We start from the raw sequence: 15,228 nt of genomic DNA, 5'->3' as shown, positions 1-15,228 counted from the left end.
CTTTAGCATCAAATTAAGCCATTAAATTTACACTAGCGAACACTAGGAATATCGAATTTAAAGCTTTCCAAACTTCGTTTGGATCAAAGTCGTGGGGCTTCACCCCCTGATTTTTTAATAAAGAGTCGACCAAGGAGGACTGCTCGTCCTATCAAAAACGTCCATGTTAAATCGCCAGCTCGATATCCCTATCTCGCGCTCAAAGCGGCCGTAGGCCTTCGCCCTTGGATTCTCCAAGACGCCCCTATCGGAGTTGAAAGCCCCTTGGGCATTAAGCGTCCTTATGCTATCGCGTCAGACGCTCGTCCCTGATTCGACTGACACTATCTCGGCATCCATGCCTCGCTCACGCAACGAACGCAAATGCCCTGCGGCAACTCCGAGGGGAGGTGTATTCTGTCACTTCGGCTTTGGCTGTTAATACCTATAACCATCAGCATTGCAAAATTTAACAATGGGTGTCTCGATAAATGCAGTACGGCAACTCCGAGGGATGGTGTATTCCATAAGATATGATGCTATCGGTAAATCATTAAGGCATAAAAGTTATGCCTGCCCGCTCTTTTTGTGCTCTTTTTGCTACAACGGCTTAAACAACGTCAACACACCTGCAAAGTGACGGTCGCCTTGGCAAATAAGATGGCTCGGATGGTGTTTGTGGTGATGAGCCGCGGACAAGTATTTGATATGAATAAGGCGTGTAAAATGGCGGCCTAAGGTCATAAATTTAAAGCATGAATAAAAAGTAGCTAACGTCCATCCAAGCACAACAGCGGTAATGGTATTAATGAGTTAAACGGTTTGTCTTACCCAAAACCTGACCGAGACAGTGGCCTTCGAGGTTATATGGCTGTCAAGGAGGGTAAGACGTCAATTTGGATCTCATTAGGGCGGAACTGACGCCGGCCCTTTATTTTTAACATCAGGTCGCAAGACCGCGAATCATTAACGACTGATACTCCGTTGTGAAAGGTGAATTATCGATTAACGTAAATGTAGTTTGAACAAAATAGGACATTCGCCTTGCTAAACCCGAGGTAACCATATATGTCCTAGCAAAATATGCTACTTACCTTCAAGCGAACAGTGACTAAAATTGTCTAATAGGCCAGACACTTAGGGGTTATTGCGTTCTACGAAATGATTTAATCAACAATGCTCTTTAATTCTATAGAAAGACTACCAATCGGTGACTTCTCTAGTTGTATGGTGTTTCCCCCCACAGGCATCACATTTACAGTATTCCCCACCATATATGTAGAAACCGAAGGAGATGTTTCAGCTACTGGCGCTTCAATTCCTAAATCTGCCGTTAAAACCAAAAGGTACCGAGCTTCGGCATTGGGTTTGAACACTCCTGCCATATGTGCATTTGAATCATCAAAAATATTTGCATCTATAAATTCCATTTTTAAAGAAAATGCTTCCAACAATTCAAATTTTTCGTTTAGCTCAAAAAATATTGGGTCGAAATATTGCCCAATAAACATACCATTAAAATAGCTCTTAATGTAAAAGTACTTTCCTGATGTATCTGGCAAACTAAAACCTTTGAAATAACTTTTATCTTTACCAAGGGCAAATACTGGCGATTTGTCATTTAGGTCAAATTTCTGATTCTTTAGACCAAAAGGAACGTAATCAATATCTGAGTATTTTGTGCAACAGGGCGTTTTGTTTTTTAAAGTATCATATTGCTGACTTAGTGGTGCTGCACATGAAGTCAAAAACAAAGAAAGAGAAAAAAACATCAATAATTTCATAGTAATTCCTAACATCTGAATATTTATGTGCTGTTTACAAGGCATAAATCGCTTGTTGGACTTAGCCTCTGCCACATCCGTGTCAATTGGTATAAATGATGCTATAGGAATTTGCTTTTTTGCGGTAGCGGTTTTTTATACAGTTTGGTGGGTAATCACTTGATATTGTTTTAGCTTTATCATTCTTTTAAGCTCGAGGAAAAGCGGGGACACCCACTACTCTTTTTTGCTTTTAATGACCAGGTAAAAGCGGGATACCCACAACTCTTTTTACTTTTAATAACTCAAAACTAAAAGAATACCATCCCCAGGGAAGTTGCTGTAGGTCGTTCAAAAGAGCCTTACCGAGCCCTCATTCTTAAATTGAACGACAGATATACTCAAGGATTAACGAGATTAAACACTTGCATGGAAGTGACCGTTGGCGGCATGGATGCCGCCGTCGAGCCCTCATGGATGAGTTAACGGCGTGTCACTGGAATGTAAGTGGTTAATCCTTTGCCGAATCATCTGTAAAATGATCTTTGCGAGAACAAAGATAGCGCTCACCGTCCTACCGAAACACCCATTCTTAAATTGAGCTACAGGTATACTCAAGGATTAACGAGATTAAGCACTTGCATGGAAGTGACCGTTGGCGGCATGGATGCCGCCGTCGAGTTCTCATGGATGACTCTTTTGTAAAACCAAAGTCGGCGTGTCACTGGAGTGCAAGTAGTTAATCCTTTGCTGAATTATCTGCAAAATGAGCTTTGCGAGAACAAAGATAGTGCTCACAACTCTTTTGCTTGCGATAGCTATCTCACATCCCCAAAAGCAAAAGCCCCGCAAATTATTGCAGGGCTTTGATAATGTTAGACAATAGCTGTATTTACACTTTACCGACTACGCGTATCTAAAATAACGGCTAAATCTACATTATTAGATTTACTGTAAATTAAAAGGGAATATCGTCATCCCAGCCATCATCCAAATCTGGAGTGAAGTTTTGCTGTGGCTGTGGTGCTGGACGTTGTGCTGGAGCTGCTGGCGCTTGATAAGCTGGTGCAGCCTGTGGCTTAGGCGCATAACCACCTTGCTGTGGCTGAGCGTGAGGCTGTGCCTGTTGCTGACCATAGGTTTGCTGGGCAGGTGCTGGCGCAGCATATTGTTGCTGAGCTGGCGCTTGGTAAGCAGGTGCCGCTTGAGGCGCTGGCGCATATTGATTTTGTGCAGGAGCCGCCTGTTGTGGTGCAGATTGGTAACCTGTGTTTTGTGGCATGCCGCCGCCCATTGGCGCGCCTTGTGCTTGACCACCTTGACCACGGCTACCTAGCATTTGCATGCTACCGCTTTGATCTATAACCACTTCAGTGCTATAGCGATCTTGACCGCTTTGGTCTTTCCACTTACGGGTTTGTAATTTACCTTCGAGGTAAACCTGTGAACCTTTACGTAAATATTCGCCGGTAATCTCAGCTAATTTACCGAACAGAACCACACGGTGCCATTCAGTACGCTCCTGCTGCTGACCCTGTTGGTCCTTCCACGATTCGCTGGTCGCCACTGTGATGTTAGCGACTGCGTTACCGTTTGGCATATAACGTACTTCTGGATCTTGTCCCAAATTGCCAACCAAAATTACCTTGTTAACACCACGACTGGCCATTGAAATCTCCTGCGATTCTTTAAATAATCTATTAATTCAGTATGTTGTTTATCTTTATCGCCATAGAGGAAAATCAGCTTCCCCAAAACCCACACGGCGGACCAGATATTATTGAGCAGAGCCTAACACAGCTCGTGCTTCTCTTAAATCGAAATGCTCGTCCACCTTAAGATAAGCCACTTTCTCGTCCAGCACGACTATGGCTTCAACCACGCCCATCAGTTGCGATAGCTGAGTCGCCATATCCCGCGCTTGCGCCTTGTCTTTCACTTCGGCTTCTAACGTGTAACTCTTTAACAGCACTGGGTTTTGCATGCCTAATGTCAGGAATAACCAAATAGACATTAAGATCACGGCAACAATAAAGACCCCGACAGCGCCCACAAGCTGGAATGCGCCGCCACCGAGCATACCACCACAAAAAGCCCCTAAAAACTGGCTGGTAGAATACACACCCATGGCCGAGCCCTTTTCGCCGACAGGGCAAAATTTGGCGATCAAACTGGGCAGTGAGGCTTCTAAATAGTTAAACCCTGTGAAGAACAGCACCACGGCAAAACTCAATACCCAGAGATTGCTCGCAAATGCGGCCATCGCCAGCAATGACACTATCATGATCACTAAAGCAATTTGGAACATCGCCTTAGTATTTTTGCGCTTAACCCCTATGATGATTAACGGCACCATCAAAATAAATGCGCCCACAAAGGCGGGGAAATACAGCATCCAATGCTTTTCTTTCACGAGTCCCGCATCCACCAGATCCAGCGGCAGTGCCACAAATACTGCGGTTAAGACTAAATGCAGGATAAAAATCCCAGCGTTAAGCCTAAATAATTGCGGCTCAAGGAACATACGTTTGAGCTTAGCGGGCGTCGCTAGAGTGTCTCCCTTCGGCGCCTGAGTGATGGGATTAGGCACTAAAAACTGGATCAACAGCATACCGACAATGGCAAATACCGCAGTTAACCAAAACAATCCAGTCAACCCAAGATGCTGCGCGACTATCGGCCCCATTAGCAAAGACAGGGCAAAAGATAACCCGATACACATGCCAATAATCGCCATGACTTTAGTACGCTGTTCATCGCGGGTTAAATCCGCGGCAAGCGCCAGCACAGCGGCGGCAATGGCTCCCATACCCTGCACGGCACGGCCAAAAACCACACCATAGATAGTCTCTGCGTTCGCGGCGATAACACTACCAATAGCAAACAACACTAAGCCACCGAGAATAATCGGCTTACGACCATATTTGTCAGATAAAATCCCCATAGGGATTTGCAGCACGGCTTGAGTCAGACCATAGGCGCCAATAGCAATACCCACCCACAGGGGCGAAAAGCCTTCGAGGTGCTGACCATAAAGCGCAAAGACGGGCATGATCATAAACAAGCCCATCATACGCAAACCAAATACACTGGCTAAAGAAAACGCGACTTTTTTCTCAGTACTCGAAAGTCCGTTGTTACCCATGATTTTGCCCTGGATTGAAGTCTTTTAAGGGGCGCATGTTACCACACCCAAAAGGATTTGCTCAAAAGGAAATCGTGGCCTAAGCCACAGTGTTGACACTGGTTATTAATTTCTAAAAATCTGCAATCGCCTACTAATATGTCGCGCCAAATATGCAAACCCAAACTAAGCCCAAGGGCTCACATGCAAAAAGCCCATGGCGCAAAGGGCAAAGCCATTGGGATAAGCTTGCACCAATTGAGGCGCACCGAGGAACGCTTATCGGACTCGGGGTGAGATCACAGAATCAACTAAACTCAGCGGCGGAACTGTGCGATACTTGTGCTCATTTTTTTAAGCATAAGACTTGAGCGATAGATGGATAAGATTGAAATACGCGGCGCACGCACCCACAATCTCAAAAATATCAACCTGACTATCCCAAGGGATAAACTGATTGTTATCACAGGGTTATCAGGTTCAGGCAAATCTTCCCTTGCATTTGATACTTTATACGCCGAAGGCCAGCGACGTTATGTCGAGTCCCTGTCAGCCTATGCTCGCCAATTTTTAAGTTTGATGGAAAAGCCCGATGTCGACCATATCGAAGGCTTAAGCCCGGCTATCTCCATCGAACAAAAATCCACCTCCCATAACCCACGCTCAACCGTGGGCACTATTACCGAAATCTACGACTACCTGCGCTTGCTATTTGCCCGCGTGGGTGAGCCGCGTTGCCCCACCCACGGCCAACCACTGGCGGCACAAACGGTTAGCCAGATGGTGGACAAAGTACTCGAAATGCCCCAAGACAGCCGTTTGATGCTATTAGCTCCGGTCGTCAATGGTCGCAAGGGTGAGCACGTTAAATTACTCGAAGGTTTAGCCGCGCAAGGCTATATCCGCGCCCGCATCGATGGGGAAGTCTGTGATTTAACCGATCCACCAACCTTAGATCTACACGTAAAACACACCATTGAAGTCGTAGTCGACCGCTTTAAGGTGCGCGACGATATTGCCCAGCGCCTCGCCGAATCCTTTGAAACCGCACTCGAGCTTTCCGGCGGGATTGCGGTCGTCGCCAGTATGGACGATGCCAACAATGGAGCTAAGCCGGAGGAACTGATCTTCTCCGCCAACTTCGCCTGCCCCCACTGTGGTTATTCGATGGCAGAGCTAGAGCCACGGATTTTCTCCTTTAACAATCCCGCCGGCGCCTGCCCAACCTGTGATGGTTTAGGGGTGCAGCAATTTTTCGACCCGGAACGTGTCATTACCAACACTGAACTGTCACTGGCGGGCGGTGCGATTCGCGGCTGGGATAGACGTAACTTCTATTACTTCCAGATGCTAAGCTCACTCGCCGAGCACTATAAGTTTGACGTCGAAGTGCCCTTCGAACAACTGAGCGATAATGTGCGCAAAATCGTACTTTATGGCTCGGGAAAAGACAGTATTGCCTTTAAATATATGAATGACCGCGGCGATGTGGTGGTGCGTAACCATCCCTTCGAAGGCATTCTCAACAATATGGACAGGCGCTACCGTGAGACAGAAAGCAACTCGGTTCGGGATGAATTAGCCAAGTTTATCAACACTCAAGCTTGTCAAAGCTGTGGCGGTTCCCGTCTGCGAGAAGAAGCGCGCCATGTGTTTATTGGCGACCTTAACCTACCTAAATTGACCACTTGGTCGATTGGTGAAGCCCTAGACTATTTCGATAAGCTCGAATTTAGCGGCCAAAAGGCACAAATTGCCGAAAAAATCCTTAAGGAAGTGCGCGACCGTTTAGGTTTCTTGGTCAATGTGGGGCTCAATTATTTAAGCCTGTCACGCTCCGCCGAAACCCTTTCGGGCGGTGAAGCCCAGCGTATCCGTCTCGCCAGCCAAATTGGCGCGGGATTGGTCGGGGTAATGTATGTGCTCGATGAACCTTCCATTGGTCTACACCAAAGGGATAACGAACGTCTGCTGCAGACGCTTATCCACCTGCGGGATTTAGGCAACACTGTGATTGTGGTCGAGCACGATGAAGATGCAATCCGCATGGCGGATCACGTGATCGATATCGGCCCCGGCGCTGGTGTACACGGCGGCGAAGTGATTTGCGACGGCCCGATTGAAAAAATTATCGCCTGTGAAGAATCAGTTACTGGGCAATATATTTCTGGCAAACGCAATATTCACATCGATATCCCCCGCACCCCCTTCGATGCGAGCCAAGTGATCGAACTCTTTGGCGCCCGCGGCAATAACCTGCGCAATGTGGATTTAACCATTCCCATTGGCCTATTCACCTGCGTGACGGGCGTGTCAGGCTCGGGGAAATCGACGCTAATCAACGATACCTTCTTTAAAATCGCCCACAGGGAATTGAACGGCGCGACCGTAGATGAACCCTCCCCATATGACCGCATTGTCGGTATGGATCAGTGCGATAAAGTCGTCGATATCGACCAGAGCCCGATTGGCCGCACGCCACGCTCAAACCCGGCAACCTACACGGGCATATTCACCCCGATCCGTGAAATTTTTGCCGGCACCCAAGAGTCGCGTACCCGTGGTTATCAGGTCGGCCGTTTCTCCTTTAACGTTAAAGGTGGACGCTGCGAGGCATGTCAGGGTGATGGCTTAATCAAGGTTGAAATGCACTTCCTCCCCGATGTGTATGTGCCCTGCGATGCCTGTAAGGGCAAACGCTATAACCGCGAAACCTTAGAAGTGCGCTATAAAGGTAAAAACATCCACGAAGTGCTGCAAATGACGGTTGAGGATGCGCGGGAATTTTTCGATGCCGTGCCTGCGATTGCCCGTAAATTGCAAACCCTGATGGATGTAGGTTTGTCCTATGTGCGGTTAGGCCAAAGTGCGACCACACTGTCGGGCGGTGAGGCTCAAAGGGTCAAACTCGCCAAGGAGCTCTCCAAACGGGATACGGGTAAAACCTTATATATCTTGGATGAACCGACCACGGGCTTACACTTTGCCGATATTCAACTGCTGCTCGACGTATTACATCGCCTGAAATCCCACGGCAATACTATAGTGGTGATTGAGCATAATCTGGATGTGATCAAAACTGCGGACTGGATTATCGACTTAGGCCCAGAGGGCGGCGGTGGCGGCGGGATGATTTTAGCCACAGGCACTCCCGAAGAAGTTGCCCAGCACCCAAGCTCCCACACGGCGCGTTTCCTAAAGCCGCTACTGGAGCGAGATGCCCAGCTTGCAAACGCAGCCAAGCAGTAAGCATGCGATACGCCCGAGGTGATCCGCAGGGGTCACTCAGGGCGTTAATTCAACATAGATAAGGATAAGGATGGATAAACTGGCACTAGCCTTCACATTCCTTTGCCTGCGCGCACCCACCTTGCGTGCTGAGCCGCGCCTACTCTGGGCGATTTGCTTGTTTGCCGCCTTAAATGGCTGCGCCACCCGTCCCCCCGAATCCTGTTCACGCCAAGATATTCGCCTCAATTGGGCCAATCCTGTGGCATTGGAACAAACAGTAAGAGTACTAAGCTCCGCTGAATTTGAAGGCCGCAAAACCCAAAGCCAAGGGGCCGCCAAAAGCCGCGACTATCTCAATCAGCAATTTAAAGACCTAGGCCTCACCCCTTGGGGGGAACGCTTTGAAATTCCCTTCGAATACCAAACGCTATTCACTCGGGAAACCGGGGCGAATATGGTAGCCATAGCCCCCGCCCAGAGCCCCACTACTGCATGGCGAATTATCGTGGCCCACTATGATCATTTGGGGATGAGTGGCGGCAAGATTTACCACGGCGCCGATGATAATGCCTCTGGGGTCGCCGCGATGCTCGCCATCGCCCAATATTGGCAGGCGCAGTTAACGCAACAAACAAAAGATGCAGCTATAACCCTGCCCAATATCAATCTGATGTTTGTGGCAACCGACGCCGAGGAGCCAGGGCTCTATGGCAGCATAGCCCTAGTGGAGCAGCTGAAAACACGTATGCCCGAGGCCAATATTCAATTGATGCTCAATTTGGATATGGTAAGCCACCCCGGACGCCCCTACGGCATTTACCTAGAAGGCAGCCGTAACTTCAATCAATTTCAAGCCTTTAAACCGCAACTGAATGCACACAATCGCCTGTGTATCAAACTCAGCCACCCAAGGCCTGTAGGCCGCAGTATCCAACATACCGATTGGCTAAGAGCCTCAGATCATTACCCCTTCCACAAGGCAAACATCCCTTGGTTGTATTTTGGGGTGCCGACCCATCCGCAATATCACACTCCCCAAGATACCGCCGATACGGTGGACTTTATTTTTCTCGCAGCGGTCACTGAGTCGGCCTTTGAATTAATACGATTAAATGGCGACTTTTTGAAAAATTAACAGGAAGTGGCGCGTTTCTTGCTCTGTTTTAGCGAAAAAAATGCAGAAAACAGGTTAAATAGCGTGACTCTGATTGGTAAAGTGGCGTCCATGCTGCTATAATCCGTCGTTCGCGGGAAATCGACACGGGGTTGATTTTCTGTCTGTGAAACTTTAGCGCCATTTCGCGCGCGCATCCACAAGGCTACAACCCAATGTCATCCGATGAAAGAACTTTCCGTGAACTCGGCCTATCCGAGAATTTGTTGCGTGCTCTTGACGAGCTAGGTTATGAAAAACCGACGCCAATCCAATCAGCCAGTATCGATCCCCTTATGGCTGGCAAAGATATTTTAGGTCAAGCGCAAACAGGTACAGGTAAAACTGGCGCCTTCGCGCTGCCGCTACTAAACAAAGTCACCAGCCAAACAACACCGCAAATTTTAGTATTAGCGCCAACGCGTGAATTAGCGGTTCAGGTTGCTGAAGCATTCAGTAGCTATGCCAAATTTATGAAGAATTTCCACGTACTGCCTATTTATGGTGGTCAAAGCATGCAACAACAGTTGAATGCCCTGAAACGTGGTCCACAGGTTATCGTTGGTACGCCAGGTCGTGTTATGGACCATATGCGTCGCGGTACCTTGAAACTCGACTCATTAAAAGCACTCGTGCTCGATGAAGCCGATGAAATGTTAAAAATGGGCTTCATCGATGATATCGAATGGATCCTTGAGCACACGCCAAGCGAGCGCCAACTGGCGTTGTTCTCTGCCACTATGCCAGAGCAAATTAAGCGCGTTGCTAACCAGCATTTACGTAGCCCTGTGCATGTGCGTATCGAGTCTAGCCAAACGACGGTTGAGTCAATTGAACAGCGTTTCGTACAAGTATCACAACACAATAAATTAGAAGCCCTAGTTCGCGTGTTAGAAGTTGAAAATACTGAAGGTATTATCATCTTCGTACGTACTCGTAACTCATGTGTTGAGTTAGCCGAGAAACTCGAAGCCCGCGGTTATGCATCATCACCACTGCACGGTGATATGAACCAGCAGGCCCGTGAGCGCGCGGTTGAGCAACTTAAACGTGGCAAGTTAGACATTCTGATCGCCACTGATGTTGCGGCCCGTGGTCTTGACGTTGAGCGTATTGGCCACGTCGTTAACTACGACATTCCGTATGATGCCGAAGCCTATGTTCACCGTATTGGCCGTACTGGCCGCGCCGGTCGTACTGGTATGGCAATTCTGTTTGTGACTAGCCGTGAAATGCGCATGCTGCGCACTATCGAGCGCTCAACCAACAGCCGCATTTCACCAATGAAGATCCCAAGCCCAGAGACAGTTGCAGAACGTCGTCTGTCACGCTTAGGTGAACAATTGGCTGAAACCATCAACGGCGATTTAGATTTTATGAAAGAAGCTGTTGCTCAATTATGCCAACAGTTAGAAGTTGATACCGATCTTCTGGCCGCAGCATTACTGCAGCAAGTTCAACAAGAACGTCCTTTGCAATTGCCAGCAATTCAAGAACGTGTTCGTGATGAACGCAGTGAGCGCACTGAACGTAGCGACCGCGGAAGTGATCGTAATGACCGTGGTGGTGACCGTGGTGAACGCAGAAGCCGCGAACCGCGTCCAATGCCAGCCAGCTTAGGCTCAGCTGAAGCGTTGAAAGACAACCCAGATTTAAAAATGTGCCGTTATGTTATCGACGTAGGTCGTGAAAATGGTGTGGGTGTGGGTAATATCGTTGGCGCTATCGCGAACGAAGCTAACATCGACAGCCGTTACATTGGCGCGATCCAACTGTACGATGCAGTGACCACTGTTGATCTGCCAGACGGCATGCCAAAAGACGTGTTGCAGCACCTGAAGAAAGTTCGTGTTTGTGGCAAGCCATTGAACATCCGCGAAGCTGGCGATCAAGTCTTTGTTGACTCAGGCCGTGGTGCTCGTTCAGAGCGTCCATCGGGTGACCGCAAACCACGTGGTGATCGTCCAATGGGTGATCGCCCTGCCGGTGACCGTAAGCCTCGCGCTGCCTCTGGTGACAAGCCATTTGCCGATCGCAAACCTCGCGCAGATAAACCTGCCGGTGAGCGTAAGCCACGTAAACCACGTGAAGAGTAATCTGACGATCTTCTAGCTTAGCTAGACACTAAAAAAGGAGCCTAGGCTCCTTTTTTGTTGGCTCAAATTTGCCTTTGTTGACCTCGGTTTGTTTGCCTTTACTCAGGATAAGGCTTAGTGTCTAATCCCCTAACTGTTTAACCCATTAAACACAATACAATGAAAAAAGCCTTCACCGCCGGACTGTTATCCGCCTTTATCGCCCCCGGCAGCGGCCATTTTTACCTCAAACATAAACGCACGGCACTGGTCTTTTTTGCCTTAGCTATCGTGAGTCTTGTGCTGTTGCTATCGCAGATCTATCAAGTGGCGCAAGTCATCGCCTTAGATATTCAAAACGGCATCTTACCGCTAGATATCGGCGTGATTTCTGCCGAAATCACCCATCAAACCCAGACCACAATCGCCAATGCCAATGAATTGCTCTATGGCTTTATCCTCTGCTGGCTAATAGCCTTATTAGATAGCGTACGCTTAGGGCTCAAACAAGATAAGCAAGATGCCCTCAGAGCAAAAAATGCGGCATAGCTATAAAACCACTTGGGCTCGAACCTAGAGATAAAAGAGTAAAATGGCTTTCATTGAAAGCCATTTTTTCTTTTATAACATTTTGTTAATAAATTAAATTTCTAATTATTGAGTGATTACAGGGCAATCGACTTGGCTTGATTGGGTATCTAAATAGCCACTCACACGGGTAAGTAGCAGCGCACTTAACACCACCAGCGCACCAATCCAAGGTGTGTGCATCAAGCCTAGGTTAGTTACTATTATCCCACCGCCCCACGCACCTAAGGCAATACCTACGTTAAAGGCGGCAATATTCAAACCCGAAGCCACATCAACCGCATCGGGCGCATAGGTCTCGGCGAGTTTCACCACATAAACCTGTAAACCCGGGACATTACCAAAGGCAAACGCGCCCCAGACTAAGATAGTCAACACAGCCGCAATCGGGTGGACCGCGGTAAAGTTAAACAGCAACAACACAGCGGCGAGGCCAGCAAAAATATAGCTCAGGGCTTTTACTGGGCCCATTTTATCGGCCATCTTTCCGCCCCAGATATTACCAAAGGCCACAGAGACACCATAAACCAACATGATGGCGCCAATAGCACTGGCATCAAAACCTGTAACTTGCTGCAAAATCGGCGCTAGGTAAGTGAACGCCACAAAAGTGCCACCGTAACCCACGGCGGTAATCGCAAACACTAATAGCAATCTCGGCTCGGCCAGCACTTTAGCTTGAGTGAGTATTCGCGCCGCCTTAGCTTGCTTTAAGCTATTAGGCACTAAAAATGCGCTGCCGACTAAGGCGATAAACCCAAGTAAGGCAACGGCTAAAAAGGTCGATTGCCAACCAAAGGTCTGGCCGATATACGTGCCTAATGGTACGCCGGTGACTAAGGCAACGGTTAAGCCCGTAAACATAATGGCAATCGCGCTCGCAGCTTTTTCTTTGGGGACTAAGCCAGTGGCGATCGTCGAGCCAATCGAGAAGAACACCCCATGGGCGAGTCCCGTCAGGAGCCGCGCGGCTATTAAGGTTTCATAACTCGGCGCCTGCCACGCCAACAAGTTACCCGCCACAAACAGCGACATCACCGACAGCAACACGGTTTTACGATTCCAGTTACCCGTTAATGCCGTCAGCACAGGTGCGCCAATGGCCACACCTAGGGCATACAAACTCACCAATAATCCCGCCGAGGGCAGTGAGACATTTAAATCCTGCGCCATAGTTGGGATCAACCCCACTATGACAAATTCAGTGGTTCCAATGGCAAAGGCGCTAAGCGTCAATGCGAGTAAAGCTAAGGGCATGATAGTGTCCATCCAGTTAAGTTAATGGGTCAGTGGGCGAGTTTTTGATACGCTAAAACTCGCCTCAACTTCAGATGGGGCTATCATGGCGGCAAAGGTTATTGCTAAAAAGAGTGATTCTTACAAATGATTTTTGCTATAAATGAAGTTAATCATAGTTAAACTTGGGGACGACTGAGTGCTTACACGGTCCGATGATTTGCAGATTTTACTCACAGTTGTGGATACAGGAGGGTTTTCGGCGGCTGCCGAGGCGCTGGATATTCAAGTGGCACGGGTATCGCGGGCGGTCACTCGCCTTGAAAGCCAACTGCAAGTCACACTACTCAACCGCACCACACGCCGAGTCGAACTCACTAACGAGGGACGACAATTTGTCGATACGGTGCGCATTGGTTTACAAACCCTGCAGCAGGCCGAAGAGGATCTTATCGGCCGCGGTGAACGCCCTAAAGGTCGGTTAAGGGTCGATGCCGCGAGCCCCTTCGTGCTGCATCAAATCGTGCCCTTAGTACAAGAATTTAAACAGGCCTATCCCGATATCGAGCTTGAACTCACCTCCAATGAAGGCTTTGTCGATTTGATAGAGAAACGCACCGATGTGGCGATCCGTATCGGCAAGCTGACCGACTCGACTCTGCACGCCAGACCGCTGGGTAAGAGTAAGCTGTATATCGTGGCCTCAAGCACATACTTAGCCCAGCGCGGACTGCCGAAAAACAGTAGCGATCTCACCCACCACTGCCTTATCGGCTTTACGGGTTCGAAAGTGCTCAATCAATGGCCCTTAAAAGGTATAGACCAAATCACGCCTAATGTGCGCGCCAGCAACGGCGAAACCGTGCGCCAATTAACCTTATCGGGCAATGGCATAGCTTGTCTGTCGGGCTTTATGGTCAAGGACGATATTGCCGCGGGGCGATTGGTCCCCTTGCTTGAAAGTGAACACGTGACCCACGTGGGGCGGGAGCAAGTGAATGCCGTCTATTATAAAACCTCGACCGTTGCGCGGCGGATCTCGGCTTTTATCGATTTTATCCAGCCCAGATTGAGCCTTTAAACTCGCGCAATTCCATGGGCTATCAGTCAAGTGCTCCAAGCATTATTGTGATATTGGCAAATATGATTTGTGCTTTATCGACTTTATTGGCAAAGCTTGATGGGCGAAAGTAGCGTCATCAAGCATTTAATATTGGAAACATTATGACTCAAGCACACACAGATGCGGCGGCATTTCGCCCTTTGACTATACCTATGCCAATGCTCGGCACTGGCACCTTTAGACTCAAAGACCAAGGGGCATTCGATGCAGTATTGATGGCACTCGAAGAAGGCTCACGCCATATTGATACAGCACAAATTTATGCTAATGAAGCCGCCGTTGGCGAAGCGATTAAGGCTTCAGGCATTCCCCGTGATGAACTCTTTATCACCACTAAAGTCTGGACAGAAAACCTAGCCGCAAACCGTTTCGAAGCCAGTGTTATCGACAGCTTAACGGCGCTACAAACTCAGTATGTCGATCTGCTATTAATCCATTGGCCGCTTAAGGGCGAACAAGTGCCTATGGCAGATTATCTCATGTCATTAAAAGCCATGCTGGATAAAGGTTTCACCCGCCGTATTGGAGTATCGAATTTCACTAACGCCCAGTTATCCCAAGCGATTGAAATATTAGGTGAAGGGGGGATTTTCACTAATCAAGTAGAAGTGCATCCATACCTAGTTAACGCCAAAGTGACTGAGTTTTGTAAGCAGCACAATATCTTAGTCACGGGCTACATGCCTTTTGCCTACGGCGCTGTATTACAAGATGAGTTAATTACTGAGATTGCTAAAAAACACGGCGTCACTACGGCTCAAATCATACTCGCTTGGTTAAGACAGCAAGGGTTCGCTACGATTCCCTCATCAACCAAACGTGAGAATGTTCGCAGCAACCTAGCTGCGGCAAAACTCAGGTTATCGGCCGCGGAAATCGAGGCGATCAGCGGGTTAGATCGCAATCATAGGGTGGCTAATCCAGACTTTGCCCCAAACTGGGACTAAGCTCTAGCA

The 15,228-nt window shown here is 48.4% G+C and carries 10 protein-coding genes and 1 pseudogene; 7 read left to right on the top strand and 4 right to left on the bottom strand.

From position 1 onward, the window contains the following. Window positions 1-579: 579 nt before the first annotated feature. Window positions 580-717 (top strand): annotated as a pseudogene (locus JFT56_RS02740) (IS110 family transposase); the annotation flags it as partial. Between the two features lie 428 nt (window positions 718-1,145). Here the strand turns inward: JFT56_RS02740 and JFT56_RS02735 are convergent. The 3 genes from JFT56_RS02735 to JFT56_RS02725 all read right to left on the bottom strand — a co-directional run bounded on the left by JFT56_RS02735 (window position 1,146) and on the right by JFT56_RS02725 (window position 4,887). Further along, window positions 1,146-1,763 carry a hypothetical protein gene (locus JFT56_RS02735; RefSeq protein ID WP_198782194.1) on the bottom strand — a complete coding sequence of 206 codons (618 nt, stop codon included), beginning with the start codon at window positions 1,761-1,763 and terminating at the stop codon, window positions 1,146-1,148. Window positions 1,764-2,700: 937 nt separating this feature from the next. Next, window positions 2,701-3,411, bottom strand: coding sequence for a single-stranded DNA-binding protein (ssb, locus tag JFT56_RS02730; RefSeq protein WP_198782193.1), 711 nt, complete (start codon window positions 3,409-3,411; stop codon window positions 2,701-2,703). 108 nt (window positions 3,412-3,519) lie between these two features. After that, window positions 3,520-4,887 (bottom strand): MFS transporter, encoded by a 1,368-nt coding sequence (locus tag JFT56_RS02725; protein ID WP_198782192.1) that lies wholly within the window; start codon window positions 4,885-4,887, stop codon window positions 3,520-3,522. Between the two features lie 357 nt (window positions 4,888-5,244). Between JFT56_RS02725 and uvrA the strand changes: the two genes are divergently transcribed. The 4 genes from uvrA to JFT56_RS02705 all read left to right on the top strand — a co-directional run bounded on the left by uvrA (window position 5,245) and on the right by JFT56_RS02705 (window position 11,874). Further along, entirely contained in the window at window positions 5,245-8,115 is a 2,871-nt protein-coding gene (uvrA, locus tag JFT56_RS02720) for an excinuclease ABC subunit UvrA (RefSeq protein WP_198782191.1), read from the top strand. A 70-nt stretch (window positions 8,116-8,185) separates the two neighbouring features. Continuing rightward, entirely contained in the window at window positions 8,186-9,232 is a 1,047-nt protein-coding gene (locus tag JFT56_RS02715; RefSeq protein ID WP_198782190.1) for a M28 family peptidase, read from the top strand. Between the two features lie 194 nt (window positions 9,233-9,426). Then, window positions 9,427-11,346, top strand: coding sequence for a DEAD/DEAH box helicase (locus JFT56_RS02710; protein ID WP_198782189.1), 1,920 nt, complete (start codon window positions 9,427-9,429; stop codon window positions 11,344-11,346). Window positions 11,347-11,505: 159 nt separating this feature from the next. Beyond that, window positions 11,506-11,874, top strand: a complete 369-nt coding sequence (locus JFT56_RS02705) for a hypothetical protein (protein WP_198782188.1) — start codon at window positions 11,506-11,508, stop codon at window positions 11,872-11,874. A gap of 105 nt (window positions 11,875-11,979) precedes the next feature. Here the strand turns inward: JFT56_RS02705 and JFT56_RS02700 are convergent, their stop codons facing one another. Continuing rightward, entirely contained in the window at window positions 11,980-13,170 is a 1,191-nt protein-coding gene (locus JFT56_RS02700) for an MFS transporter (protein WP_198782187.1), read from the bottom strand. 178 nt (window positions 13,171-13,348) lie between these two features. On the opposite strand from JFT56_RS02700, the gene JFT56_RS02695 reads away from it, so the two are divergent. Together JFT56_RS02695 and dkgB are read left to right on the top strand one after the other, a co-directional pair. Beyond that, window positions 13,349-14,230, top strand: coding sequence for a LysR family transcriptional regulator (locus JFT56_RS02695; RefSeq protein WP_198782186.1), 882 nt, complete (start codon window positions 13,349-13,351; stop codon window positions 14,228-14,230). Between the two features lie 143 nt (window positions 14,231-14,373). After that, on the top strand, window positions 14,374-15,219 hold the full coding sequence (gene dkgB / locus JFT56_RS02690) for a 2,5-didehydrogluconate reductase DkgB (RefSeq protein ID WP_198782185.1): 846 nt from the start codon (window positions 14,374-14,376) through the stop codon (window positions 15,217-15,219). Window positions 15,220-15,228: the final 9 nt, after the last annotated feature.

Origin of the sequence: Shewanella putrefaciens (assembly GCF_016406305.1) — a bacterium.
Lineage (GTDB): Bacteria > Pseudomonadota > Gammaproteobacteria > Enterobacterales > Shewanellaceae > Shewanella > Shewanella putrefaciens_C.
The sequence above is the reverse complement of the archived record's forward strand: the minus strand, read 5'-3'. Positions and strand labels throughout refer to the sequence as shown.

Excerpts from the sequence above, each read along its gene's own strand:
- JFT56_RS02710 (WP_198782189.1), top strand. The coding sequence starts at position 9,427 with ATGTCATCCGATGAAAGAACTTTCCGTGAACTCGGCCTATCCGAGAAT.
- dkgB (WP_198782185.1), top strand. The coding sequence starts at position 14,374 with ATGACTCAAGCACACACAGATGCGGCGGCATTTCGCCCTTTGACTATA.
- JFT56_RS02700 (WP_198782187.1), bottom strand. The coding sequence starts at position 13,170 with ATGCCCTTAGCTTTACTCGCATTGACGCTTAGCGCCTTTGCCATTGGA.
- JFT56_RS02735 (WP_198782194.1), bottom strand. The coding sequence starts at position 1,763 with ATGAAATTATTGATGTTTTTTTCTCTTTCTTTGTTTTTGACTTCATGT.
- uvrA (WP_198782191.1), top strand. The coding sequence starts at position 5,245 with ATGGATAAGATTGAAATACGCGGCGCACGCACCCACAATCTCAAAAAT.
- ssb (WP_198782193.1), bottom strand. The coding sequence starts at position 3,411 with ATGGCCAGTCGTGGTGTTAACAAGGTAATTTTGGTTGGCAATTTGGGA.
- JFT56_RS02705 (WP_198782188.1), top strand. The coding sequence starts at position 11,506 with ATGAAAAAAGCCTTCACCGCCGGACTGTTATCCGCCTTTATCGCCCCC.
- JFT56_RS02715 (WP_198782190.1), top strand. The coding sequence starts at position 8,186 with ATGGATAAACTGGCACTAGCCTTCACATTCCTTTGCCTGCGCGCACCC.
- JFT56_RS02725 (WP_198782192.1), bottom strand. The coding sequence starts at position 4,887 with ATGGGTAACAACGGACTTTCGAGTACTGAGAAAAAAGTCGCGTTTTCT.